The 24,301-nt window shown below is 53.0% G+C and carries 19 protein-coding genes; 9 read left to right on the plus strand and 10 right to left on the minus strand.

Annotated features, from left to right (window positions below; translation table 11 throughout):
• Positions 1-45: 45 nt before the first annotated feature.
• Together P1P86_10835 and ychF are read right to left on the minus strand one after the other, a co-directional pair.
• Complete coding sequence (locus P1P86_10835) at positions 46-1,614, minus strand: M14 family zinc carboxypeptidase (protein ID MDF1575671.1); 1,569 nt, start codon at positions 1,612-1,614, stop codon at positions 46-48.
• The gene (gene ychF, locus P1P86_10840; protein MDF1575672.1) at positions 1,614-2,711 is read right to left on the minus strand and encodes a redox-regulated ATPase YchF; all 1,098 of its coding nucleotides are present in this window, start codon (positions 2,709-2,711) and stop codon (positions 1,614-1,616) included. The genes P1P86_10835 and ychF overlap by 1 nt, the downstream gene beginning before the upstream one ends.
• A gap of 104 nt (positions 2,712-2,815) precedes the next feature.
• On the opposite strand from ychF, the gene P1P86_10845 reads away from it, so the two are divergent.
• Together P1P86_10845 and P1P86_10850 are read left to right on the plus strand one after the other, a co-directional pair.
• Positions 2,816-4,855 (plus strand): transketolase, encoded by a 2,040-nt coding sequence (locus tag P1P86_10845; GenBank protein MDF1575673.1) that lies wholly within the window; start codon positions 2,816-2,818, stop codon positions 4,853-4,855.
• A gap of 43 nt (positions 4,856-4,898) precedes the next feature.
• Positions 4,899-6,548, plus strand: a complete 1,650-nt coding sequence (locus P1P86_10850; protein ID MDF1575674.1) for an alkaline phosphatase family protein — start codon at positions 4,899-4,901, stop codon at positions 6,546-6,548.
• Here the strand turns inward: P1P86_10850 and P1P86_10855 are convergent.
• The 6 genes from P1P86_10855 to mutY form a co-directional block, all read right to left on the minus strand.
• Positions 6,541-7,284 (minus strand): geranylgeranylglyceryl/heptaprenylglyceryl phosphate synthase, encoded by a 744-nt coding sequence (locus P1P86_10855; GenBank protein MDF1575675.1) that lies wholly within the window; start codon positions 7,282-7,284, stop codon positions 6,541-6,543. The genes P1P86_10850 and P1P86_10855 overlap by 8 nt on opposite strands.
• Positions 7,281-7,868: a 4'-phosphopantetheinyl transferase superfamily protein gene (locus P1P86_10860; GenBank protein ID MDF1575676.1), complete on the minus strand. Its 588-nt coding sequence runs from the start codon at positions 7,866-7,868 to the stop codon at positions 7,281-7,283. The genes P1P86_10855 and P1P86_10860 overlap by 4 nt, the downstream gene beginning before the upstream one ends.
• 99 nt (positions 7,869-7,967) lie before the next feature.
• A complete protein-coding gene (gene gldD, locus P1P86_10865; GenBank protein MDF1575677.1) occupies positions 7,968-8,675 on the minus strand; it encodes a gliding motility lipoprotein GldD in 708 nt (235 codons plus the stop codon).
• 68 nt (positions 8,676-8,743) lie between these two features.
• Positions 8,744-10,024 (minus strand): gliding motility-associated protein GldE, encoded by a 1,281-nt coding sequence (gene gldE, locus P1P86_10870; GenBank protein ID MDF1575678.1) that lies wholly within the window; start codon positions 10,022-10,024, stop codon positions 8,744-8,746.
• Between the two features lie 41 nt (positions 10,025-10,065).
• Complete coding sequence (locus P1P86_10875) at positions 10,066-10,581, minus strand: single-stranded DNA-binding protein (protein ID MDF1575679.1); 516 nt, start codon at positions 10,579-10,581, stop codon at positions 10,066-10,068.
• A gap of 30 nt (positions 10,582-10,611) precedes the next feature.
• Entirely contained in the window at positions 10,612-11,700 is a 1,089-nt protein-coding gene (gene mutY / locus P1P86_10880) for an A/G-specific adenine glycosylase (GenBank protein ID MDF1575680.1), read from the minus strand.
• A 155-nt stretch (positions 11,701-11,855) separates the two neighbouring features.
• Between mutY and P1P86_10885 the strand changes: the two genes are divergently transcribed.
• The 6 genes from P1P86_10885 (at position 11,856) to P1P86_10910 (ending at position 20,125) form a co-directional block, all read left to right on the plus strand.
• Positions 11,856-12,140 (plus strand): integration host factor subunit beta, encoded by a 285-nt coding sequence (locus P1P86_10885; GenBank protein ID MDF1575681.1) that lies wholly within the window; start codon positions 11,856-11,858, stop codon positions 12,138-12,140.
• 205 nt (positions 12,141-12,345) lie between these two features.
• Positions 12,346-13,905 carry an Rne/Rng family ribonuclease gene (locus P1P86_10890; protein MDF1575682.1) on the plus strand — a complete coding sequence of 520 codons (1,560 nt, stop codon included), beginning with the start codon at positions 12,346-12,348 and terminating at the stop codon, positions 13,903-13,905.
• A 58-nt stretch (positions 13,906-13,963) separates the two neighbouring features.
• Positions 13,964-16,039 (plus strand): cytochrome c biogenesis protein CcdA, encoded by a 2,076-nt coding sequence (locus tag P1P86_10895; protein ID MDF1575683.1) that lies wholly within the window; start codon positions 13,964-13,966, stop codon positions 16,037-16,039.
• Between the two features lie 25 nt (positions 16,040-16,064).
• Entirely contained in the window at positions 16,065-16,754 is a 690-nt protein-coding gene (locus P1P86_10900; GenBank protein MDF1575684.1) for a response regulator transcription factor, read from the plus strand.
• Positions 16,755-16,758: 4 nt separating this feature from the next.
• A complete protein-coding gene (locus P1P86_10905) occupies positions 16,759-18,510 on the plus strand; it encodes an ATP-binding protein (GenBank protein ID MDF1575685.1) in 1,752 nt (583 codons plus the stop codon).
• Between the two features lie 517 nt (positions 18,511-19,027).
• Positions 19,028-20,125 (plus strand): hypothetical protein, encoded by a 1,098-nt coding sequence (locus tag P1P86_10910; protein ID MDF1575686.1) that lies wholly within the window; start codon positions 19,028-19,030, stop codon positions 20,123-20,125.
• On the opposite strand, the gene P1P86_10915 is transcribed toward P1P86_10910, so the two are convergent.
• Positions 20,089-20,598, minus strand: coding sequence for a flavin reductase (locus P1P86_10915; GenBank protein ID MDF1575687.1), 510 nt, complete (start codon positions 20,596-20,598; stop codon positions 20,089-20,091). The genes P1P86_10910 and P1P86_10915 overlap by 37 nt on opposite strands.
• 38 nt (positions 20,599-20,636) lie before the next feature.
• A complete protein-coding gene (gene lnt, locus P1P86_10920) occupies positions 20,637-22,289 on the minus strand; it encodes an apolipoprotein N-acyltransferase (protein ID MDF1575688.1) in 1,653 nt (550 codons plus the stop codon).
• 159 nt (positions 22,290-22,448) lie between these two features.
• Between lnt and P1P86_10925 the strand changes: the two genes are divergently transcribed.
• A complete protein-coding gene (locus tag P1P86_10925) occupies positions 22,449-24,254 on the plus strand; it encodes a GNAT family N-acetyltransferase (protein ID MDF1575689.1) in 1,806 nt (601 codons plus the stop codon).
• Positions 24,255-24,301 lie beyond the last annotated feature (47 nt).

Below are 24,301 nucleotides of genomic sequence, written 5' to 3' on the forward strand. Positions count from 1 at the left end.
AGCAGTTTAATCGAACCTGATCCGGATCGGAGCTGATCTGGGTTCCTAGCGCTTTAACACGAGCAGTCTCTCCGTCTGCCAATAACTTCCGGTATGCAGGTGCAGCAGGTAGATGCCGGGTTCCAGGTGATCCAGGCGCAGCTCCAGCGGGGATCCGGACCAGGGCAGGGTGTTCCGGTTCAGAATTCGGCCATCCGGAGAGTAAAACATCAGTTCCAGCGGTCCGGGGGGAAGCTGGTCCGCAGCTATCCATATGGCCTGCGTGGCCGGATTGGGATAGATCCGGAACCGCGGCGCCTCTTTCTCAGGGATGGATGTTTCATAGGCATTCAGCTGAATATCCAGGAGGCTTGCCTGGTAGTCGTTTACCGTCACCGCCTGGAGGGTGTCGTTGAAGTAACCCGGAGAGGAGACAAGCAGGTCGTAAACCCCTTCCTTAATCAGCCTGTAGAAATCACCGTGAGTTTCGGAGCTGTACACCACCGAGCTGGTGGTGTCGTGGTCCTCCACCGAGATTCGTGCCTTCAGCGGGGCGCCGCTCTCCCGGTCGCTCACCTTCCCCCGGATCCCGTAGAGGCACTGCGAAATATAGTTGATCAGGGAGCGCCGGTTAATGTCCCAGTGATGTTCCAGTTCTGCCGAGGGCAGAAGAAATTCGTCCGACAGTTCCAGGGTCACCTCCCTGCCTCCCAGGTAGTAATTCACATAGTCCTGACGGGTCCCCAAGGCCACGTACCAGTCCCAGCCGTTGGTGATTCCGTCGTCGGGCCATCCCCACATATAGTCGGGATCCACCGCCATGGCCTCATCAGCATATTCCCTGGAGATAAAACGGTACCAGTTATCATCCACATGCCGTACCGGAGTGTGGTCCCAGGGATAGTTCACCACTTCGGCTCCGTTGTGCAGGTTGGCCGACAGGGTGAAACGGTGCTCCCTCAGGAATTCCATCATATACCTGTTCTCCAGGGCCCGGCCTGTGGTATCATCGGCTTCGCCACTCCCCGGGTTCGGGAAGTCCCGGTTCAGATCGGTTCCGTCCCTGGCGTTGCGCACCGAATTCCGCAGTGAAAGGTTGTTATCCTTGGAAAAGCTGCCATCGGGATTGGCCAGGGGATTGATCCATATCTGCAGTCCATCCACCAGGGTACTTATCTCGCTGTCCGTGCCATAGCCACTGAGCAGAGTGCCGGCAAGGCGCAGCAGCAAAACGAATCCTGCCACTTCGTTGCCGTGCATGGTGGAGCTGTACAGAAAGTTGGCCTCGGCTTCATCCTCTCCCACCCGGTCGCTGATCTTCAGGGCCAGCAGCAGCCTTCCCTCCTGGGAGCGGCCAAAGGTGTCGAGCCTGCAGATTTCCGGGTAGGAGGAGGCAAAGCCCTGCATCATCTCCAGGTACTGGTCGTAGGTGGGATATTTCAGGAAGGTGCGTGCTTCGGTCAGGTCGAGGGCCATATCACTGTCGTCGAAACGGACCGACTTGGTCCATTGTGCATGCCCGGGAGCAACTGCCAGGAGGACCGGGAGGACAAACAGGAGCAGCTTCAGGGAAGCGTTGCGGACCATCCGGCGCCCCATCATACTCCGGCGCCCCATCATACTCCGGCGTCCCATCATACATTAAATCTGATGTGAAGAATATCGGCCTCCTCCACCACGTAGTTTTTTCCTTCCACCGATAATTTGCCCTTATCCTTGCAGGCCTGCTCCGAGCCCAGGGTAATAAAATCTTCATACTTCATCACCTCGGCACGGATAAACCCGCGCTGCAGGTCCGAGTGTATGGCCCCGGCCGCTTCGGGGGCCAGGGCACCCTTCCGGATGGTCCAGGCCCGGATCTCTTTGGGGCCCACGGTGAAAAAGGAAATCAGGTTCAGCATGGAGTAGGCCGATCGTATGAGCTTGCTCACCCCCGGCTCTTCCAGTCCGGCATCGGCCAGGAAGGCTTTGCGGTCTTCCTCGTCCTCCAGTTCGGCAATCTCCGATTCCAGACGGGCCGCCAGCACCAGGATCTCGGCCTTTTCGCCGGCCAGGTATTCCTTTACCTGATCCACATAGGCGTTGCCTGCGATGGCCGCCTCATCTTCCACGTTGCACACATACATAAGCGGCTTGCTGGTCAGCAGAAAGAGGTCTTCAATATATTTACGGTCCGTTTCGCTCACTTCCAGGGTACGGGCATTCTGAAAATCTTCCAGGTGGTCCTTATATCTTGCCAGCACTTCGAGCCCTCTTTGGGCATCCTTATCCCCTGTTTTGGCAATCCTGGCCAGCCGTTCCATCTTTTTTTCCACCGACTCGAGGTCCTTGACCTGCAGTTCCAGGTTGATGGTCTCCATGTCGCGGACCGGGTTCACCGATCCGTCGATATGGGGCAGCTGTTCGTCATCAAAACACCGGATCACCTGAATCAGGGCATCGGTATTCCGGATATCGGAGAGAAACTTGTTGCCCACACCTTCTCCCTGGTTGGCCCCCCTGGCGAGTCCGGGGATATCCACAATTTCGACAGAGGCCGGGATGATCTTTTCAGTGGGCTGGAAATTCTCCAGCTTATAGAGCCTGGGTTCTGGCACATTCACCATTCCAACATTGGACTTACTGGAGGTAAAGGCAAAGCTGGAAGTTTCCACCCTGGTATTGGACATACAGTTGAAGAGTGTGGATTTGCCCACGTTGGCTACCCCGATAATCCCGCATTTTAGTGCCATCTGTGTTAAATTTGGCTCAAAATTAGCAAAAAAGAACCACCACCCGGTGACCTGTTTTAAATATTAATGGGTAATTTTGGGCTTCGTTCTAAAACAGCAAATTCATGAACCTTCAGATTCACAGCCTCGCTTCAGACAACATTCGTATCCTTGCCGCTGCCATGGTGGAAAAGGCCAGATCGGGACACCCGGGTGGAGCCATGGGCGGTGCCGATTTTGCAGAGATGCTTTATTCCAGGTTTCTCCGCTTTGATCCGGACGATGGAGCCTGGCCGCTGAGAGACCGTTTTTTTCTGGATCCCGGGCATATGTCGCCCATGCTCTACGGAATACTGGCGCTCACCGGGCATTATTCCCCGGAGGAGCTTCGCTCTTTCCGGCAGTGGGGAAGTCCCACCCCCGGACACCCCGAAGTGGATGTGAAGCGTGGGGTGGAGAATACCTCCGGACCGCTTGGACAGGGCCATACCATGGCTGTGGGAGCGGCCATTGCGGAGCGCTTCCTGGCTGCCCGCTTCGGGGAGTGGCTTTCCCACAAGACCTATACTTTTATTTCCGACGGGGGCGTTCAGGAAGAGATTTCACAGGGAGCCGGCCGTATAGCGGGTTTCCTGGGCCTGTCGAACCTGATCATGTTTTATGACTCCAACGATATCCAGCTCTCCACCCGGACCGAAGAGGTTTCGGCCGAAGATACTGCCGCCAAGTACAGGGCCTGGAACTGGAGCGTTTGCCTGATCGACGGCAACGATCCTTTCCAAATCTTCCAGGCACTGGAGTCGGCACTGTCCGAAAAGGAGCGTCCCAGCCTGATCATAGGAAAAACCATTATGGGCAAAGGGGCCCTGGATGAGAACGGAAACAGCTTCGAAGGAAAGACCTCCATGCACGGGATGCCATTGTCGGAAGCCGGGGCCTCTTTTGAGAAGACCATCGCCAACCTGGGAGGGGATCCGGAGAATCCTTTCGTGATTTTCGGGGAGGTCCGGGAGGCCTACCATGCGATCCTGGAAGAGAAACGGAAGGAAGCGGCCAAAAAAAGGGCGGAACAGGCGGCCTGGGAAAAAGCCAACCCGGCACTGGCTGAGAAGTACAGGAGCTTCCTGGAGGGAAAGCTCCCGGAGATTGACTTCGCGGCCATCGGGCAGAAGGCCGGGGCACCTACCCGTGGAGCCTCCGGAGCGGTGCTGGCCAGCCTGGCCGGAAAGATCGGGAATATGATCGTGGCTTCGGCCGATCTTTCGAACAGTGACAAAACAGATGGGTATCTGAAAAACACCAGCGCTTTTAAACGTGGCGATTTCAGCGGCTCCTTCCTCCAGGCAGGAGTCAGTGAGCTGACCATGGCCGCCATGGCCAACGGAATGGCCCTGCATGGCGGAGTGATCCCGGTGATCGGGACCTTCTTTGTGTTCAGCGATTATATGAAGCCCGCGGTCCGGATGGCTGCCCTGATGCAGCTGCCTGTAAAATATGTGTGGACCCACGATGCCTTCCGGGTCGGAGAAGATGGTCCCACCCATCAGCCCGTGGAGCAGGAGGCACAGATCCGCCTGCTGGAACATTTGAGAAATCACCATGGCAGGCGCTCCATGCTGGTCCTGCGTCCGGCCGATGCCCTGGAGACCTCGGTAGCCTGGAAAATGGCGCTGGAAAACGAGGCTTCCCCCACGGCACTGATCCTCTCCAGGCAGGGAGTAAAGGATATTCCGGCCCTGCCCGGCTCTGACAGGTACACCGATGCGCTGCAGGCGGAGAAGGGAGCTTATGTGGTGCTGGACTGTAAGGGGACTCCCGATGTGGTGATGGTGGCCTCTGGTTCGGAGGTATCCACCCTTCTGGCGGGAGCAGAACTGCTGATAAAGGATAAAGGACTGAATATAAAAGTGTTATCCCTTATTTCTGAGGGACTCTTCCGCGACCAGCCAGAGGAGTACCAGGAAGAAGTGATTCCCTCAGGAGTTCCGGTGTTTGGACTTACGGCCGGCCTGCCTGTGACCCTTCAGGGACTGGTGGGAGAACATGGAATCGTGTTCGGACTGGAAAGTTTCGGTTATTCCGCACCCTACCAGGTGCTGGACGAAAAGCTGGGCTTTACCGGTGAGAATGTTTGTAAACAGGTGAGTGCCCTGCTGGGGGTGTAAGATGTGGGGGTGTAAGATGCTTGCATTCGAAAAAGACAGGATTATGGAAAGAAGCCGTTTACCCTGGGCAGGAATTTTAGTGCTGATGGCAGTAGGGTCGGTATCGCTGCAGGGACAGAAGATCCCGCCGCAAAAACCCAGGCTGATCGTGGGGATCACGGTTTCGGGAATGCAGTACGACTACCTGTCGGTTTACTGGGACAAGTTTTCGGAGGGCGGATTCAAAAAAATGGCCACCACCGGAGCCAACTGCAAGAATGCCCGGTACAACTATCTGATTACCGATCCGGCAGTGGGTTTTGCGTCCATTGCAACGGGCACCCGGCCCAGCGAACATGGGATTGTATCGGATTACTGGTACCACCGCCTCTCCAATGAGGTCGTCCACAGCATCGGGGACAGCGAACAGACGACCCTGGGAGGATCCTACGGGACCGGAACCTACTCCCCCCGGGCCCTGCACAGCCGCACGCTGTCGGACCAGATCAGGGTGCAGAGCCGTTTCAAATCGCGTTCCATCGGAGTTTCCATGGACCCCGGGGCAGCGGTGCTGATGGCCGGACATGCCGCTTCGGGGGCCTACTGGCTCGATCCCGTGCGTGCCAACTGGGTCACCAGCAGTTATTACATGGACTCTCTTCCCGCCTGGGTGAATGAATTTAATGCCAGGAACTTCCGGGATCTCTATCTGGAACGGACCTGGGAGACCCTTCGTCCCATCGCCGATTACGAAGAAAGCATGCTGGATAATAATCCTTATGAAACAGGGATCCACGGGCAGATTACCTTTCCCTATGATCTGGCCCGGATCAGCTCCGACGGTAAGGGCGGAAAGGACTACAGCATACTGATGAACACCCCCTGGGGGAACACCTATACCAAGGACATGGCCATCGCGGCCATCGTTCACGAAGAGCTTGGTCGGCACGAATACACCGATTTGATCCACATCGGATTTTCGGCTACCAAATACCTGGCCAATCACTACTCCACCTGGTCGGTGGAGACACAGGATATGTACCTGAGGCTGGATGCAGACCTGGCTCATCTGCTTCAATTTCTGGACGAGCAGCTTGGCCTGGAAAATGTCCTGATCTACCTGACCGCTGAAAATGCCCTGGCGGTGGACCCGGACTATCTGGCCGAAAGCCGCATCCCCTCTGGTTTTTTTAACTACCGGACCAGCATCTCGCTTCTGAAATCTTATCTGAATGCCATTTATGGAAGAGGCGACTGGGTCACCTTTTATTATGCCCAGCAGATTTATCTGAATCACCAGCTGATCGAGGACTCCAACCTTTCCCTGGAGGATGTTCAGGATAAGGTGGCCCGGTTTATGGTGCAGATTAACGGGGTCTCCAATGCCCTTCAGGCTTATGTATTGCAGCAGAATTACTTCACCGACGGGGTTTTGAACCGGATACAGAATTCCTATTACCAGAAGCGCTCCGGGGATGTGATCCTCTACCTGACCCCCGGATGGGTGGAGCACAGCAATTTGGGAGACGGGGTCTACCAGGAGTTCAGGTATGCTCCCCACGTACCCCTGATCTTCTATGGCTGGAAGATAAACCGGGTGAGTATCCCCTCCCGGGTGTCTCCCACCGATATCGCCCCTTCCATTGCATCCTTTATGGAGATTTCCATGCCTGATAATGTGACGGGCGAGGTGATCCGGGAGTTGGTTAAGTAAGGCTTTTATTGAAGCTGTCCCTGGATTCGCAGAAGACTTTGATCAGGCCGGGATCTTTCTCCACGGCATTTCCAACCACAATCATATCGGCCCCGGCCCGGAAAAGCTCCAGGGCCGTTTCCGCGGAACGGATCCCGCCACCCACCATCAGGGGAAGTGAAATTCCCTGCCTGACGGCACTGATCATAGTGGGGGCAACAGGCTGGACCGCACCGCTTCCTGCCTCCAGGTAGAGGGCTTTCAGTCCCAGCATCTCTCCGGCCATGGCAGTGGCTACGGCAATATCTGTCTTATCTCCGGGTATAGGCCGGGTGTGGCTCATATACTCCACCGAGCTCGCCGGCCCGTTTTCTATCAGTATATATCCGGTGGGAATCACCTCAATTCCGGTTCTGCGAAGGTGGGGGGCTGCCAGCACGTGGTTTCCGATGAGGAATTCAGGATTGCGTCCGGAGATCAGAGAGAGAAACAGGATTCCGTCTGCCAGCTCCGACAACTGAAAGACATTTCCCGGAAAGATAAAGACCGGCAATCTGGTCCCCAGCTTCAAAGCGGTAATGCTTATGTCAATGGGTTTAAAGAGGATGCTTCCGCCTACCAGCAGAAGGTCGGGCGGATGCAGATTGATCAATTCAATCAACTCCTCCAGACTCCCGTTGTCATACCCGTCGGGGTCCACCAGCAGAGCGATCCGTTTCTTGCTCCTGTCCTTAAGCTCCTGATAGAAACCGTTCATTTCTTGACGCACCAGACCAGGGCGTAATTTTCGTGTTGAAGATACTCCATTTCAAAGCTTTCATCCCCGTTGCCATTCACCACATGGCCTTTCATAAAACCGTGCTCCTCCGGTACGAAAGGCGCGATGGTGATACCGTCCCGGAAGTTGATGTCCTGTTTGTCACAAATCTTGTACAGGGCTTCTTTGGCACACCAGTGCAGGTAGAGGTGAAACTTCGACAGCTCCGGATCCCGGGTGATGGTCTCCCGTTCGTTTATGAATTTATTGGCCACCTTGCTTATCTTTCCGGACATGTACTCCAGGTCGATCCCTACGCGCTGGTCTTTGCTGATCAGCACAGCAGTCAGGTTATTCGAGTGGGAGATGCTGATGTTGTGAGTGTTGCCTCTTACGAAGGGCTTGTTTTCGGAATTATAGAGGATCCGGGTATCTTTCCCGATCATGGTTTTCACCAGTGCACGGACGCTGAGCCATTCAATTTTCCTGCTGATGTTCCTGAAGCTGTCGAGTTTTGTTTTCTCTACTTCAACCAGGTTGACCATGCCGTAGAGTGTATCAAAATCCTCCGTTATCTCCCACACACCTAAATGGCAATCCGGTAATATTTCTGTTTTCAAAAATACTCCCACAATATCTCGGTTAGATCCCCGGAGAGGGGTGACTAAGTTAAACAAATTTGATTAATACTTCCACTCGGTGGTTTCGATCAGATGCAGGATGTCTTCTCTGAGGAATTCTATGACCGGGTTCAGAGAATCGCGGTTGGGCCTGCAGTTGAAATAGAGCGAGCCTCTCAGGAAATGATCGGTACTGTCGGTGATAAAGAACTGGACCGCGGATGCCACATCTCCCTGCAGATCGTAAATCATTCCGAACCGCCTGTGATCCCTCTGGATGAACGGGGTTTCATCGATCCCGTATGCCTTCACCGTATGTTTGTAAACCAGTTCCCGGCTATCGGTAATCAGCTCGTTCAACCGGCCATCCACCGCTACGTAACTCAGGTGGATCTTCCCGTTGAGCTGGGGAACGGAGACATTGATCCATCCATCTGCGGCCCTGGGGCCACTGTCTTTCTCTATCAGGGCATAGTCGGGGATCTCGAAGCGGTAGGCGTCCTGCAAGTCGTACAGATGGTAGGCTTTTTCCGGGTAACTGATCTTCAGGTACCCCATGGGTTTGGGGGTATAGGATTGCTTGCAGGAGGCGGACAGTAGCAGCAGGCAAAGGGCCAGGATCTGCCATCTCCCCGTACCCGGGTTCCTGTCTGTGAGTCCCGCACCTGTCTGTGCTCTGAGTTTCTCTGAAACTCTCCGTCTTTCCGGATCTCTCCGTCTTTCCGGATCTCTCCGTCTTTCCGGATCTCTCCGTCTATAGCTTTTACTCATGCTTTCTCCTCTGCGTATTCGTTCTTCACTGCGTATTCGTTCTTCACTGCGTATTCGTTCTTCTCCGCTTATTCGTTCTTCTCCGGGTTTTTTAAAAATACCTTCACCTCTTTGATCCTTCGCTGGTCCATGGCCATCACGGTGAACTGGATCCCTTTGCAGGGCATCATATCATTCAGGCGCGGAAACCCGCCCTTTAATTCGAGCAGAAGTCCGGCCACCGTCTCCGCATCTCCCTTTACCTCGTCGAAGAGTTCGTCGTCCAGCTCCGTCACCTTATAAAAATCATTCAGCAGTGTTTTCCCGTCAAATATATAGGTGTGGGAATCGATCCTCCTGTAGAACTCTTCCGTGCCGTCCGATTCGTCCGTAATTTCACCCACCACCTCTTCCAGGATATCCTCCATGGTGACGATCCCTTCCGTACCCCCGTATTCATCCACCACAATGGCCAGATGAATCTTTTTCTCCTGGAACTCCTTCAGGAGGTCGTTGATCTTTTTGGTTACGGGAACAAAGAAGGGCTCGCGGATCAGCTTCTGCCAGTTGAACATGTTTTTTTGCCTGATATGGGGCAGAAGGTCCTTCACATACAGGATCCCCTTCAGGTGATCGAAGGTTTCTTCGTAAACCGGAATGCGGGAAAACCCCGATTCGATAAGCACCCGGATCAGGGTGGAGAGATCGGTTTTTAAATCCACAGCCACCACATCGGTCCTTGGTTTCATGATCTCACTCACCTCCAGGTTGCTGAAGCGTACAATTCCCTCCAGCATCTCCTTTTCGTTTTCCACCACATCGGTGGCCAGATCGAGCGCCTCCGACAGGTCCTCCATGGAGATATTCTGCCTCTTTTTGGCCAGCCTGCGGTTCACCAGGGTGGTCGAGCTGACCAGGATAAAGATCAGGGGTTGAAAAATTTTGTCCAGGATCATCAGCGGGCCCGCCATCCGTCTGGCGACCTTCAGGGCAAAGCGGTTGGCATAGACCTTGGGCATGATCTCCCCGAAGAGCAGCAGCAGGAAGGTGATTATGACGACCTGGATAAAAAATCCAAGCAGGGGTGCGTGCGAAAAGTTAAAGATGGAGCTGGTGACAAAGGAGGCAATAATTACAATGCCAACATTAATAAAATTATTGGTAATCAGTATATTAGCCAGAAGCCTCTCGGGCCTTTCCAGCAAATAAAGCACCAGGGTCTCCTTGCGGGAGGGGTGCTCCTTCAGATCAGAGATGTGCATGGGGCCCAGGCTGAAAAAGGCTACTTCCGAACCTGAAATCATGGCCGAGAAGAAAAGCAAAACAGCCACGACCACCATCGCGATGATGGCCTCCGAAGTAAGAGGCATCAGTACCGTTTGAAGCAAAATGACTGAAAAACCTGGTTCCATCAAAACGGAAGATCATCCGGTCCGTTGTCCCCTTCATCAAAAGGATCATCCTCCGGCCCCGTCTCCCGGGAGGGGGAGCGCTCCTGTGCCTGTGGTTTATCCTGGGAGCTTTGAGCTCCGGAAGAAGCCGGGCTTGTTCTTTCTGTGTATCCGCCACTGCCCTGAGTATCCCCGTCTGCATCGTCCGGCTTCCGTCCCAGCAGTTGCATCTGGTCGCCCACAATTTCTGTGATGTATTTCTTGTTCCCGTCGGCATCCTCATAGGAGCGGGTTTTGATCCGTCCCTCAATATAGATCTGGGTCCCTTTCTTCACGTACTTCTCCGCCACCTGTGCCAGTCCCCGCCACAGCACGATGTTGTGCCATTCGGTGGTGGAGACACGCTCACCGGCCTTGTTTTTATAAGTCTCGCTGGTGGCCATGGGAAATTTCGTAATGGCCGTTGATTCATCCAGGTACCTTGTTTCGGGGTCCTTACCCACGTTCCCCACAAGGATTACTTTGTTTACTGACATAGATTGTAATTAAGTATGGATTCAAAGATACTAAATTTTGACTGATTCAAGGTACCTTTGAATCAGCCGGGGTACCGGATATTGATCCAGCTGTCCCACGGGTACAACGATCCAGCCTGCAGGGAGGCCGGCACCGAATGAGGGCAGTTCGACGTGGATAAAACGGGCGTGAATGGTGCGATGCGACAGCTGATGCCGGATCGTGGGGGAGAGCTGCCGGATCGTCGGGGAGAGTTGATTGATTGTGGGGGAGAGCTCCTGAATGCCTGACTCCCCTCCCCGGTAGAGCGCTTCGATTTCCTGCACCATCTCCGAATCGCTCTGCGGGGCCTGGTATTCGGCCAGTGGAAACTGGTAGAGCGACCTCCAGATACCGGAGTCGCCCCGTTTCTCCAGGATGGTTTCCCCCCGGGAGGTCATAATATAGAAATAGAACCAGCGGTTTACCGGCTTTTTTCCCCGGATCTTTACCGGAAACTGTTCCACTGTTCCGCTAAGCCGGGCATGGCAGCGGTCAGAAAGCGGACACTCCTGGCACCGGGGCGATACCGGGGTGCAGAGCAAAGCCCCGAAATCGATCATGGCCTGGTTGTGCTCCCCGGGATCGGAGCCTTCGAGCAGCTCCGTGGCCAGGGCATATATCTGCCTTTCTCCCGCGGGAGTGTTGATGGCTTCCCCGATCCCGTATAGGCGGGCAATAAGCCGGGAGACATTTCCATCGACCGCTGCCAGGGGCTCTTTGTAGCACCAGGAGGCGATGGCCGCCGCGGTATATTTCCCCACCCCCTTCAGAGCCAGTAATCCCTGGTAATCAGCCGGCATAACCCCGTTCATCTCTTCTGCCACCTGCCTGGCTGAAGCATGCATATGGCGTGCGCGGCTGTAGTAGCCCAGTCCCTGCCACAGCCTGAGCACTTCATCCTCCCGGGCCCGGGCCAGGGTTCTTACATCGGGAAACGCTTCCAGAAAATTTTTCAGGTATGGAAGTCCTTGATCCATACGGGTTTGCTGCAGTATTACCTCGGCCACCCAGGTGCGGTAAGGGTCTCTGGTCGAGCGCATGGGAAGGTCTCTGCCATTTTTTTCATACCACCCTCGGATTTTTCCGCCAAATTTCATTACATTCGCCTCCGCAAATTGATAATACTCTTATTTATAGCGTACTAAAATAAAAATTAATTCAAAACAATTTCATATTCACGTAAAAGTATTTATATTTGCAATTCGCAACGTAGAAACTAATGTAAATCATTGATAATTAAAGGTTTTTTAAAATGACTAAAGCAGATATCGTAAACGAGATTTCCAAGAACACGGGAATAGAAAAGGTAACTGTCCAGAAAACTGTAGAAGCTTTCATGGAGACAGTGAAAGACTCACTAAGTAAAGACAAAAATGTATACCTAAGAGGATTTGGAAGTTTCATCGTGAAGAAAAGGGCCAAGAAAACTGCCCGTAATATTTCCAAGAACACGACCATTATTATTCCTGAACACTCCATTCCTGCTTTCAAGCCAGCCAAAACTTTCGTTAGCAAGGTAAAAACCAATGTAAAGTAAAAAAATCCTGAGATGCCAAGCGGAAAAAAAAGAAAAAGACATAAGATGGCTACCCACAAACGTAAGAAGCGTTTGAGGAAAAACAGGCACAAGAAGAGGAAATAGATACGTAACCTCCTTAATGAACTAAACCTAAAGCATCCGGACAGGGCTTTAGGTTTATTTCTGTTTTATAATCAGCTTAATCTTCATAAATGCAGATATTGTGAGCAGTGAATTGGTAATCAACTCTACGAATGAGAGGGTTTCGATTGCTCTACTTGAAGATGGTAAGCTCGTTGAATTAAATGAATCATCGCTTAAGCAGCGCTTTTCGGTAGGAGACATCTACCTGGCCAGGGTAAAGAAGATCATGCCCGGGTTAAATGCTGCATTTATTGATGTGGGTTACGAGAAGGATGCTTTTCTTCACTACCTTGATCTGGGCCCACAATTCAGTTCCCTGAACAAATACCTGGGACAGGTCCTTGACAAGAAGGGACGGCCTATCCCCATCAGTAAATTCAAGCGTCTTCCTGATATTAACAAACACGGGAAGATCAACGAGATTCTCAAGCAGGGGCAATATATCCTTGTACAAATCGCCAAAGAACCCATTTCAACAAAGGGTCCGAGGCTGACTTCCGAAATTTCCATTGCGGGAAGGAACATCGTTTTGATGCCCTTCTCCGATAAAATTTCAATCTCTTCCAAAATCTCCTCCCAGGAGGAGAAAGACCGGCTTAAAAATCTCCTGCAGGCCATCCGGCCGCAGAACTTCGGTATCATCGTGCGTACCGTGGCTGAGGGAAAAAAAGTGGCCGAGCTGGATAATGAATTGCGTAACCTGGTGAAAAAGTGGGAACAGTCGTTCGACCACCTCACCACCAAAGGGATCCCACGCCTGGTTATCAGTGAACTGAGCCGTGAATCGGCGGTAGTCCGCGATCACCTGAACCGAAATTTCGACGGCATCCATATCAGTAACGAAAAGGTGTACGGCGAAATAAAAGACTATATCCGGGAGGTGGCTCCCGAAAAAGAGAAGATCGTCAAGTTATATACGGACAAGGAACCGATCTTCGACAAGCTTGGGGTGCTGAAGCAGATCAAAGCGGCATTTGGAAAAACAGTCTCATTTAAGCAGGGGGCCTACCTGATCATTGAGCATACCGAGGCTCTTCATGTCATTGATGTGAACAGCGGGAACCGTTCCCGTTCATCCAGCGACCAGGAAACCAACGCCGTGGAGGTAAACCTCTCAGCGGCAGATGAAGTAGCCCGCCAGCTCAGGCTGAGGGATATGGGTGGCATTATTGTGGTCGATTTTATCGATATGCACCGGCAGGAGAACAAGCAGAAACTTTTCGACAGGATGAAGGAGGCCATGTCGGCCGATAAGACCAAACACAACATCCTTCCCCTGAGTAAATTCGGCCTGATGCAGATCACCCGTCAGCGTGTGCGCCCGGAGATGCATATCGAAACCGCCGAAAACTGTCCGACCTGCGCGGGAAGCGGAAAAGCTCAACCGCCCATTCTCTTTCCGGAACTGGTCAAGAACGAGCTTTCCCTGCTGATCACCGAGAACCAGAGTAAGAAACTGGATGTGGCCCTGCATCCCTTTGTGGCCACCTACCTGACCAAAGGCTTTAACTCGGAGGAGCGCAAGTGGCGTAAGGAGCTGAAATGCAAGATCAAGATCAACGCGTTGGAATCGCTCCATTTTCTGGAGTACAGGATCTACAACGAACAGGGTGAAGAACTGCGCCGGAAACGGCACTAAGCAGTAAACATTTCGCTTTGAGAATTGTTTAGCATTGGTGATAATAACTAAAGAATTCATGAAGATCAGAACGATACTAACGGGCGTGGCTGTCCTGATGGCCACTTCCGTTTTTGCACAGGTGGAGGATCCGGTAAAATGGACCTTTACCATTCAGAATGTAAACGGGCAGGAGGCCGAACTGGTCTTTTCTGCCGATATCGATCATCCCTGGCACCTCTATTCTGCCCATCTTCCCCCCGGAGGGCCCATCCCCACCAAACCCTGGTACGATGAATCGGACTCCTACAGCCTGGTGGACGATATTATGGAGGTAAGCAAGCCCAAAGTCAAATTTGACGAGGGCTTTCAGATGGAGGTGGGTACCATTGAGAAAAAAGCCGAATTCAGGCAGAAAGTAAAATTTGAAGGTACTGGCACCCGGACCGTAAGCGGCGAGATCGAATACCAGGTGTGCGACGACGAGGTATGTCTGCCTCCGATGTCTGTGCCCTTTACCTTTGAGGTGAACATCGGTGGTGAAGCCGTGGAAGCAGCTGCTGAGGCCCCCGGAGAGCTCGCTGCATCAGAGAGCGGTGAGGACGGCCCGGCGGAAACCCCGGGAGCCGGGACTCCCGGAGAGGACGGCCCGGAGATAAGCTTTGGAGCTGCGGCCGGTGAAGAGGATGGTACTGCCGTGGCAGGGGTTCCCGCCCTGGAAGATGAGCGCTCGCTCTGGCGCTTCTTCTGGCTGGCCTTCGGACTGGGGCTGCTGGCTCTGCTGACCCCCTGTGTCTTCCCCATGATCCCCATGACTGTCAGTTTCTTTATGCAGGGCAGTGCAAGCAAGGCCCGCGGGATTTTCCGGGGACTGGTTTTCGGACTCTCCATTACGGCCATCTACACCCTGCTGGGAGTCATCGTCAGCATTTCCAACGTGGGCCCCAATGCAGCCAATGCGCTGAGCACCCACTGGATTCCCAACCTGATCTTCTTTGCCCTTTTTATTGTATTTGCCTTCTCTTTCTTTGGCATGTTCGAGCTGGTGCTGCCTTCCAGCTGGTCCAACAAGGCCGACAGCCAGGTGGATAAAGGCGGACTGGGGGGAGTCTTCTTCCTGGCCGTGACCACCGTTCTGGTCTCCTTCTCCTGCACCGGTCCCATCGTGGGTGCGCTGCTGGTCGAAGCGGCCGGGGGACTGGCCCTGAAGCCCATCCTGGGAATGTTTGGCTTTGGACTGGCCTTTGCCATTCCCTTCACTCTTTTTGCCATCTTCCCTTCCTGGCTGAAGGGACTGCCCAGGTCGGGTGGCTGGCTCAACGCCGTCAAGGTGGTGCTTGGCTTTATAGTACTGGCTTTCAGTATGAAGTTCCTGATGGCCCTGGATCCCACCAATAAGATACTGACCCGCGAGCTATACCTGGCCGTCTGGATCGTACTCTTCTTTCTGCTGGGTTTGTACCTGCTGGGAAAGATCAAATTTGCCCACGACAGCGACCTGCCGCATGTTTCCGTGCCCCGCCTCCTGCTGAGCGTGGCTTCCTTCACCTTTGTGGTTTACCTCTTCCTGGGACTTTTTGGTTACGAGCTGAAAACCATTTCGCCCCTTCTGCCGGCCAAGTCGCCCAATGGGATCGATCTGACACAGCGGGCGGTCTACAGCGGGACTCCCCTGGCAGCAGCCGATCAGCAGGAAGAGTGCACCCCGGTCAGGCATGCCGGTCTGTTTCATATGCCTTTCGGCCTGACAGGCTTTTACAGCCTGGAAGAAGGACTGGCCTGTGCCAGGGTAAGCGGAAAGCGGGTCCTGATCGATTTCAAGGGTCATTTTTGCTCCAACTGCAAGAGGATGGAAGCGGCTGTATGGTCCGACCCGGAAGTGCTCAGCACCCTGCGGAACGACTTTGTGATCGTGGCTCTCTATACCGACGACCGCACCCGGCTCCCCGAATCGGAGTGGTACACCTCGGAGGTGGACGGGAAGGTTAAAAAAACCATCGGACAGCAGAATATCGACTTTGAAATAGCCAACTTCCGCACCAATACCATCCCGCTCTATGTGATTATGGATGCCGATGGCGAGGTATTGGGCGAGCCCAAAGGCACCGACCTGGATGTGGCGAGCTATCTGAGCTGGCTGAAGGGCACAGGCTGATCCGGATACACAAAAACTGATCCTCATGGAAACGGGCGACTATAAATTACTGATCGTGGACGATGAGGAGGATCTTTGCGAAATTCTCCAGTTCAACCTGGAAGGAGAGGGTTTCCAGGTGGAAGTGGCCTATTCGGCCAGGGAGGCTCTGAAGAAAGATATGGAATCCTTCCATCTTATTCTGCTGGATGTGATGATGGGGGAGATGTCGGGCTTCAAGCTGGCCAAGTTGCTCCGGAAGGAGCGCGGGCTGTCCGTTCCCATCATATTTATTACCGCCAAAGCCGCCGAGGATGAGTTACTGACCGGTTTCAGCCTGGGAGCCGACGACTATATTACAAAACCCTTTTCCATCAAGGAGCTGATTGTCCGGGTAAAAGCCGTCCTGAAGAGGACTTCCCGGGAAAAGCCCGGGGGAAAGTCGTCCGTCACGGTAGATGACCTGGTTCTGAATCTGAAGAAGCGAAAACTAAAGATCAAAAAAGAGGAGATTGAGCTCACCCGGAAGGAGTTTGAAATACTCACCATGCTGGTGAAAGCCGAAGGCCATATTCATTCCAGGGAGGAGATCCTGGAGCGTGTATGGGACGAAGACGTGGTGGTCAGCAAGCGGACCGTGGATGTACATATCACCCACCTGCGGAAAAAAATGGGAAGCTACGGGAAATACATCAAGAACAAACAGGGCTATGGCTATGCCTTTGAAAAAGATTAGTTCCATGAGTTTCAGGCAGCGTTTATTTCTTTCTTTTTCAGCCATTTTTACAGTTTTTACCCTCCTTGTCCTGGTTTTCCAGTACGAGCGCGAGAAGAATTTCAAGAAACTGCAGCTGGAAAGCACCCTGGATAATATCACGGAGATTGCTCATAAATATTTGGAAAACAAAGCGATTACCCGCTCGGGCCAGTATATGCTCATGGACTCTATTCTGGAAATCCTTCCGGCCCGGAACATCCGCCTGACCATGACCGACCGGGGGGGTACCGTGTTGTACGACAGCGAGGTTCCGGATTACAGCTCCATGGAAAACCATTTGAGCCGGACTGAGTTTCAGGAGGCACTGGAATCCGGTTCGGGCGGAAATATCAGAAAATCGACCACCACCGGGAAAAGTTACTACTATTATGCGAAACGTTACCCGGAATACTATATCAGAACCGCAACCCTCTATGATGTGGGGATCAGGGACCTGCTGAATGTGGAGAGTCTGTTCATTTTCTACCTGGCCCTGCTCTTCCTGGCGACCTCCATTGTCCTGTTCTATATGACCCGGAGGTTTTCGGAGACCATTAATAAACTTAAGGATTTTACGATCCGCCTGCGCGGCGGCGAGGAGATCAATGAATCGTTCCAGTTTCCCAAAGATGAACTGGGGATCATTAGCACCCAGATCACATCCTTATACAAGGATTTTAATGATGCACGGAAGAAGCTGGTGATCGAGAAGAACAAATTGTACAGCCATCTGAGCGTCCTAAACGAAGGGATTGCGTTTTTCTCCCCGCAGAAGGAAAAAGTGCTGGCCAACAACCATTTTATACAGAACCTGAACCTGCTGTCGGAAAAGTCGGCCCTTACCGCCGAAAAAATATTCAAGATCCGGGAGTTAAGACCGGTGATAAAGTTTATCGACCGGCACCTGGAGGAATCCAGTATGCTCCAGGAGGACGAGCTTCCACATATGGACATGGATCTGCAAAAGGGCAACCGCTACTTCAATGTGAAGTGCTTCTTTTTCCAGGATAAAAGCTTTGAGATCGTCATCCTGGATACGACCAAACTGGAGAAGCGAAAGCTGATCAAGCAGCAGATGACCTCCAATATTGCCCATGAACTGAAAACGCCTGTGGCCACGGTGATGGGATATCTGGAGAGCATCCAGCATGAAAGCATCACACCTGAAAAGAAAGATTACTTCGTGGAGAAGGCTCATGCCCAGGCTCAGCGCCTCTCGGAACTGATCGATGATCTCTCCACCCTCAACCGGATTGAGGAAGCAGGCGAGTATTATGAGTTAAATCCCGTATCCATAACGCAGGTGGTGGAGGAGGTCCGGGAACAGCTGAGAATGAAACTGGACCAACACCATATCCAGGTACATCTGGATCTTCCCGGGAAACTGGAAATCGAAGGAAACAGATCCCTGCTGTTCTCCATCTTCTATAACCTCTTCGATAACGCGATCAAATACGGGGGCGATCACATCCAGATCTTTCTTTCCAGCTACCTGGAAGATAAAAAGAACTACTACTTCTCCTTTGCCAACACAGGTAAGGGTATCGATGACATCCACCTGAACCGCATCTTTGAAAGGTTTTACAGGATCGACGACGGACGTTCCAGGAAGACCGGCGGGACCGGCCTGGGCCTGGCCATCGTGAAGAACGCCATCCAGCTGCATAACGGCGAGATCTCCGCCAGGAATTACAGGGACGGGGGACTGGAGTTCCTCTTCTCCCTGGAAAAGTAGCGTGGCGGCCCCCGGACAGTTTAGTTTGATCCCCGGAATGTTCATCCAGTCTCCGTACTGTTTTGTTTGGTCCCCGGACAGTTTGGTTTGATCCCCGGACAGTTTGGTTTGGTCTCCGGACAGTTTAGTTTGGTCTCCGGACAGTTTAGTTTGATCCCCTGACTGTTTAGTTTGATCCCCTGACTGTTTAGTTTGATCCCCTGACTGTTTAGTTTGATCCCCTGACTGTTTAGTTTGGTCCCCGGCTTGTTCAGGATTTTGTGAACGGGAGGATCGCATCGGTTTCTTGGAGGGTTTAAAGAGGGTTGGGGGGGTCGTTTCCCAAAATTTGGAGCGAACAAGGCTGTTACATTTTGTGATTATGTTGCATTTCTTATTTTCTTAACCTTTCACGGAGAGTCTTGTAACAGTCACAAATACAATGAGATATAAAACATCAGGCCTGAAATGGCAGATAAATGGGAAGTAATAGTATTAACAGGATATAACCTGGTTGTTACCACCAAAAAACCGGAAAATGAATACCCCCTTTCTTTCCTTCGGGCAGATGTCTGAATTGTTCAACGTGGAGCATGATTGGCTTTTTGAGAAGTTCCTGGGAAAGTTGAATTCGCACAGGCATTTAATACTCACTGCGGATCAGCACTGGGGGATACAGCAATATGTAGAAGAACTGGGATTCCAGCTGGAAGAAAAGCACCGGGATATCCAAATCTGTTATATAGATGTGAGACTGGCTCAGACATCTGCATCCTTTCTCGACCTCTTCCAGACCATGCTCCGTCAAAAATTCCAAGAGGTGGTACAAGTGGAAGAAGTCCCCTCTGGCAGTGTGGCATCGCTCAGGCTGCCCTCTGTCATAGCCCGAAAAAAAAGAATTCGTGTGGGGGTCTTCCTGTCCAATGTCCATTTGTTTCACCGCTTCAGGGATGCAGATTCCTTCCTGAGAATATTCAGACGATATTCCATAAATCAAAAGAATTGCATTTTCTGCCTCTATGGTATTAATACGGTTCATTTCAGGAAACTGGTCCACGCTCCCGGCCCCCTTTCCGGCCTGGGCCAGCTTTTTGAGTTAAGGCACGATCCTGCAAAACACCGGTCTGCCGGCATTAGAAAGCTTTTCCACGAAAACAATAAAAGGATGGGCTATCAAATTTCGATCCTGATGTCCTACATCGTAGACAACCATCCATTCTATCTGAAGCTTTTTGCCTGGCATGTATTGATCAGGACCCGGAACCAGTGTACAATGAAGATCATGGACGTGGCATTGAATGATCTTCTCCTTCATTTTGAGCCTCAATTCCTAAAGACCGTGGAAAAACTAACACCCAGGCAGTTAAATTATTTGCATGCCCTGGTGAAGGAAGGTTCTAAACTCTGTTCTCAGAAAACCATGAAGGCTTACCAGCTTGGATCGTCCGGTCATGTCTCCCGGATTAAACAAAGCCTGGAAAGCAAGGAAATCATTGACACAGGCGGCCATACCACTGTTTTTGCGGATCCTCTTTTCAGAGAATGGCTTAAAAACCGCTATTTCAAATCCGGCTCGCTGCTGCATCCCGGCTCGCTGCATCATCGCCGGAGGACCCCGGTGATCTCCCCCATGTAGAAGCGGTGAAAATCCCCGGCAGCGTAGTGTTTTCGGGCAATCTCCGGAACCAGGAAGTTTTCGGCTTTCAGGTCATCCACGTAGAGTTTGCGGCACTCCATCACCAGCCGGGCCTCCCGGAAGAAGACATTCCCGCTTTCCGTAGCCACGGGAGTCAGTCCGGTCTCGGCGGCCTTATCATGGTCGCGGCCCGAGCGGGAACCGCAGAACTGCAGGGCCTTACGGTATTCCTCGGTAAAAAAGCTCAGGGTGAAGTAGCTGTATTTCTCGGCAAATTCGAAGGTGTAGCGTTGGGGGCGTATCCACCCGATGGCCACCGGCAGGTTCCACATGATGCCCATATGGCCCCAGCTGGCGGTCATGGTGTTGTAGTCCTCCGGGGTGCCGGCGGTAATCAGCATCCAGTCCTTATCCAGCAGTTTGAATACGTTGTCGGTGATCTCTGTGGGTTTGATGGCTGAAAAATCTTGCATGAATTTGTCTGTTTTTCCTGGAAGGGATTTGGTTTTATTCATTTTTTAATATACCGGAACACAAAGCTGTAGAGCAGCAGGATCACGGTCAGCAGGACCGCAATGCGTCCCAGGTAGTCGCCGTGCTTTACATAGAAGGTCAGCCGGTCGTTTTTGTTGAGGGTGCCGCGAAGGCCCGAGCGCTCCCACCATCCGATGCGGGCCAGTTCCACGCCCCGCTGGTCGATCAGCGAGCTGATGCCGGTATTGGCACTGCGGGCTACGCTGCGGCGGGTTTCGATGGCCCTCAGGCGGGCATAGCTGTTGTGCTGGCGGTGGCCCGGAGTGTTTTTCCACCAGCCGTCGTTGGTAATAATAAAGAGGAAATGGGCGCCCGCCTCACTCACGTAGTCGGTCACATATTCGCCAAATACCGACTCCCAGCAAATGACCGGGGCCACCCGGGTACCGTCCCGGGGGGAGGCAAAGGTCTCCCGGAACTCCTGGGTGCCATTGCCCCGCATGGTCCCTCCCAGCTCCACCACCAGATTCTCCAGGAAACTTAGCAGCTCCTTGTGAGGCATTTTTTCGACCCCGGTGACCAGCATGGACTTGTGATACACGGGAATCTCCCCGCTGGCATCCAGCTGGAAGGCCGAGTTAAAATAGTCCCAGCGGTCGGGCCCCTGGCGGTAGGGCCGGCTGGTGGAGGTGAATTCCGAGGGCTCCTTGTAAAGCTTGTAGGTGCTGGCCCCGATCACCAGCTTGGCTTTCGGATAATCTTTCAGGAAAGCCTGCAGCTTCCGGACCTCGGGATGCTGGTCGATCAGTGATAACCACAGGCCCGGACTGTTAATAAAGGTCTCCGGGCCAATGATATATTCGGTCTCCGCGGTCACCAGCGAATCGGCAATTTGCAGCAGGAATTCGGTTTGCTGCTCCTGCGGAATGGCCCCGAACTTCTCAAAGGGATCAATATTGGGTTGCAGCACCACCATCTCGTAGGGGTCCTCCATCTCCTCGTAACTCAGGAAACGAACCAGGGAGATAAGCATGGGGATGACCAGCAGTCCCAGTACCCAGCCGATCCGGGTTCGGTTGGCCGCTATCGAGGCTTTGACTCCCGAAGAGCCTCTGGTACCCAAAGTGCGTTTGGCCAGCCAGCCCTTCACCAGTTTAAAGAAAAAAACATTCATCAACAGCACCCAGAGCGATCCTCCCAGGGCCCCGGTCCACTCGTACCACTGGATCAGAACTACGTCATTGGCAAATCCGTTCCCCAGCACCAGCCAGGGAAAGTTGACCTGGGCCCTCAAATACAGAAATTCGAAGGCCAGCCAGAAGACCACAAAGGCGGCATAGCCCAGCCGGTCGCCCAGCTTTCTGCGCACCCGGTGAAACAGCAGGAAGGTCAGCGTCATGTAACCGCCATTGACGATCACCGAGGCCACGATACCGGTCCAGGTGGCCCAGTAGACCCACCAGGTGGTCAGGATCACAAACAGCCCAAAGGCGAGCATGGCATATCCCGTGACCGAGCCTTTGCGGTCTTTCCGGGCGTGCTTTGCCTTCCGTTTTGCGATCTCCTCCTCCACAAAGAGCAGCGGCACAAAGCCCACCATCAGATAAAAACCGGTCCCCCAGCGAAAGAAGGGAAAGGAGAGCAGGAGGGCCGACAGCAGGGCCAGCAGGAGCAAACGGGAACGTTTCATGAAATGGGCTGCTTTAATAGATTCATGCGTAAAGATAAACTTTCTCTATCTTTGTAACACATTCTGGGTGTATGCCGGGGGCGAATCTTAGGCTTCAGCAATAAATCCCGGGCTCCGGCGATAAACCCTTGGCACCAACTTTATATTAAAACTACGAGATTGAAACTGGTCGAAACAGACGAATTTATTAAAGCCGCGCGTCTGAAAAGAGGGATGGGAGGCGCAAGTGCCGCAAAGGTGCTGATGACTGTGCTGCGTATTAACAAGCTGAACAAGCTTTATGAGGAGATCAGTCACCTCAGGGGCATGGACTTCATCGATGCACTCATCGACAGGTTGAAACTGGACTATGAGATCAGCGGGGAGGAGCTGGCCAAGTTTCCCAAAACCGGGGCCTTTATCACCGTTTCCAACCATCCCTTCGGGGGGATCGACGGGATGCTGCTGGTGAAGGTCCTTTCGGCGGTACGTCCCGACATCAAGGTGATGTCCAACTTTGTGCTCAACAAGATCGAACCGGTGTCGGAATATATGCTGCCGGTGAATCCCTTTGAACGCAGAAAGGAGGCCAAATCCAGCCTGGGCGGCGTGAAGATGGCTCTCGAGCAGCTGCAGAGCGGGGGAGTGCTGGGGATGTTCCCGGCAGGAGAAGTGTCCAGCTACAACGAAGATAATTACGGGATCAGCGACCGGGAATGGCAGTACCCGGCCATGAAGATGATCAAGAAGGCAGAGGTTCCGGTGGTTCCGGTCTATTTCCAGGGTTCCAACTCCCGGCTCTTCCATATCCTTGGGCTCATCCACCCCTCCCTGCGTACCGTTCGCCTTCCTGCCGAAGTATTTAATAAGAAACACAAAAAGATCCGGATCCGCATAGGAAATCCGGTAAGCGTAAAGGAGCAGGAGAGTTTTACCGATATCAGCACCTATGGGCGCTACCTGCGGGCCAAAACCTACGCCCTGGGTTCGGTCCTGGAAGTGAAAAAGTTCTTCAGGCCCCGCATCAACCGGAACAAAAAGCCCGAGGCCATTGCCGAAGCCATCCCCGCAGGGCTCATCCTGGATGAAATCGAGAAGATCCGCGAGGAATATTCCCTCTTTTCCAGCGATCAGTTTGATGTATTCTGCACCCCCAGTACGGAGATCCCGCAGATCATGCAGGAGCTGGGCAGGCTCCGGGAGATCACTTTCCGCGAGGTGGGCGAGGGAACCAACCGCTCCGTGGACCTGGATGAGTACGACCTCTACTACAACCAGCTCTTTGTCTGGGATAACCAGGAAAACAAGATTGTCGGGGCCTACCGGGTGGGAAAGGGCGAGGAGATCCTGCGGCGTTACGGGGTCAAGGGCTTCTACCTGCAGAGCCTCTTCCGGATGAACCGCCGTTTCCATCCCACACTCAGGCAGTCGCTGGAGCTGGGGCGTTCCTTTATCATCAAGGAGTACCAGCGCCGGCCCATGCCGCTCTTCCTGCTCTGGAAAGGGATCCTTTACTTCCTGCTGAAGCACAGCGAGTACCGCTACCTGATCGGTCCGGTCAGTATCAGCAACTACTTCTCGCAGTTTTCACGCGGACTTATCATGCAGTATATCCGTGCCCATCACTTCGACCGGAAGCTTGCGCGTTATGTGAGGCCACGTACCCGCTACAATGTCCCCGGTTTCAACGTGGACGAGGAGGTCATCCTGGAGAACACCGACGATTTGAACAAGTTTGACCGTTTAATCAAAGAGGTGGAGCCCAACGACTATTCCATGCCCATCCTGCTCAAGCGCTACCTGAAACTCAACGGACGCATCATCGGCTTCAACCTGGATCCCAAGTTTAACGATGCCCTTGACGGCTTGCTGGTGCTCGACCTGTATGATGTGCCCATGGAGACCATTGCCTCTCTCTCCAAAGAGATCAACGACGATTCCATCCTGGAGCGTTTCATGGCCGGGAAAAATGATCCTCTCCTGTAATTCAGCTTTGATTTATCCGCTTTTTTGGCTTATTTGCGTCTTCATTT

This window comes from Bacteroidales bacterium, assembly GCA_029210725.1.
Taxonomy (GTDB): Bacteria; Bacteroidota; Bacteroidia; order Bacteroidales.

What these genes read in the sequence shown, in the direction of transcription:
- P1P86_10835 (MDF1575671.1), bottom strand. Translation starts at nt 1,614, where the DNA reads ATGGGACGCCGGAGTATGATGGGGCGCCGGAGTATGATGGGGCGCCGG.
- mutY (MDF1575680.1), bottom strand. Translation starts at nt 11,700, where the DNA reads ATGAAATTTGGCGGAAAAATCCGAGGGTGGTATGAAAAAAATGGCAGA.
- gldE (MDF1575678.1), bottom strand. Translation starts at nt 10,024, where the DNA reads ATGCCTCTTACTTCGGAGGCCATCATCGCGATGGTGGTCGTGGCTGTT.
- gldD (MDF1575677.1), bottom strand. Translation starts at nt 8,675, where the DNA reads ATGAGTAAAAGCTATAGACGGAGAGATCCGGAAAGACGGAGAGATCCG.
- ychF (MDF1575672.1), bottom strand. Translation starts at nt 2,711, where the DNA reads ATGGCACTAAAATGCGGGATTATCGGGGTAGCCAACGTGGGCAAATCC.
- P1P86_10845 (MDF1575673.1), top strand. Translation starts at nt 2,816, where the DNA reads ATGAACCTTCAGATTCACAGCCTCGCTTCAGACAACATTCGTATCCTT.
- P1P86_10895 (MDF1575683.1), top strand. Translation starts at nt 13,964, where the DNA reads ATGAAGATCAGAACGATACTAACGGGCGTGGCTGTCCTGATGGCCACT.
- P1P86_10900 (MDF1575684.1), top strand. Translation starts at nt 16,065, where the DNA reads ATGGAAACGGGCGACTATAAATTACTGATCGTGGACGATGAGGAGGAT.
- P1P86_10885 (MDF1575681.1), top strand. Translation starts at nt 11,856, where the DNA reads ATGACTAAAGCAGATATCGTAAACGAGATTTCCAAGAACACGGGAATA.
- P1P86_10855 (MDF1575675.1), bottom strand. Translation starts at nt 7,284, where the DNA reads ATGAACGGTTTCTATCAGGAGCTTAAGGACAGGAGCAAGAAACGGATC.
- P1P86_10875 (MDF1575679.1), bottom strand. Translation starts at nt 10,581, where the DNA reads ATGTCAGTAAACAAAGTAATCCTTGTGGGGAACGTGGGTAAGGACCCC.
- P1P86_10905 (MDF1575685.1), top strand. Translation starts at nt 16,759, where the DNA reads ATGAGTTTCAGGCAGCGTTTATTTCTTTCTTTTTCAGCCATTTTTACA.
- P1P86_10850 (MDF1575674.1), top strand. Translation starts at nt 4,899, where the DNA reads ATGGAAAGAAGCCGTTTACCCTGGGCAGGAATTTTAGTGCTGATGGCA.
- lnt (MDF1575688.1), bottom strand. Translation starts at nt 22,289, where the DNA reads ATGAAACGTTCCCGTTTGCTCCTGCTGGCCCTGCTGTCGGCCCTCCTG.
- P1P86_10915 (MDF1575687.1), bottom strand. Translation starts at nt 20,598, where the DNA reads ATGCAAGATTTTTCAGCCATCAAACCCACAGAGATCACCGACAACGTA.
- P1P86_10910 (MDF1575686.1), top strand. Translation starts at nt 19,028, where the DNA reads ATGAATACCCCCTTTCTTTCCTTCGGGCAGATGTCTGAATTGTTCAAC.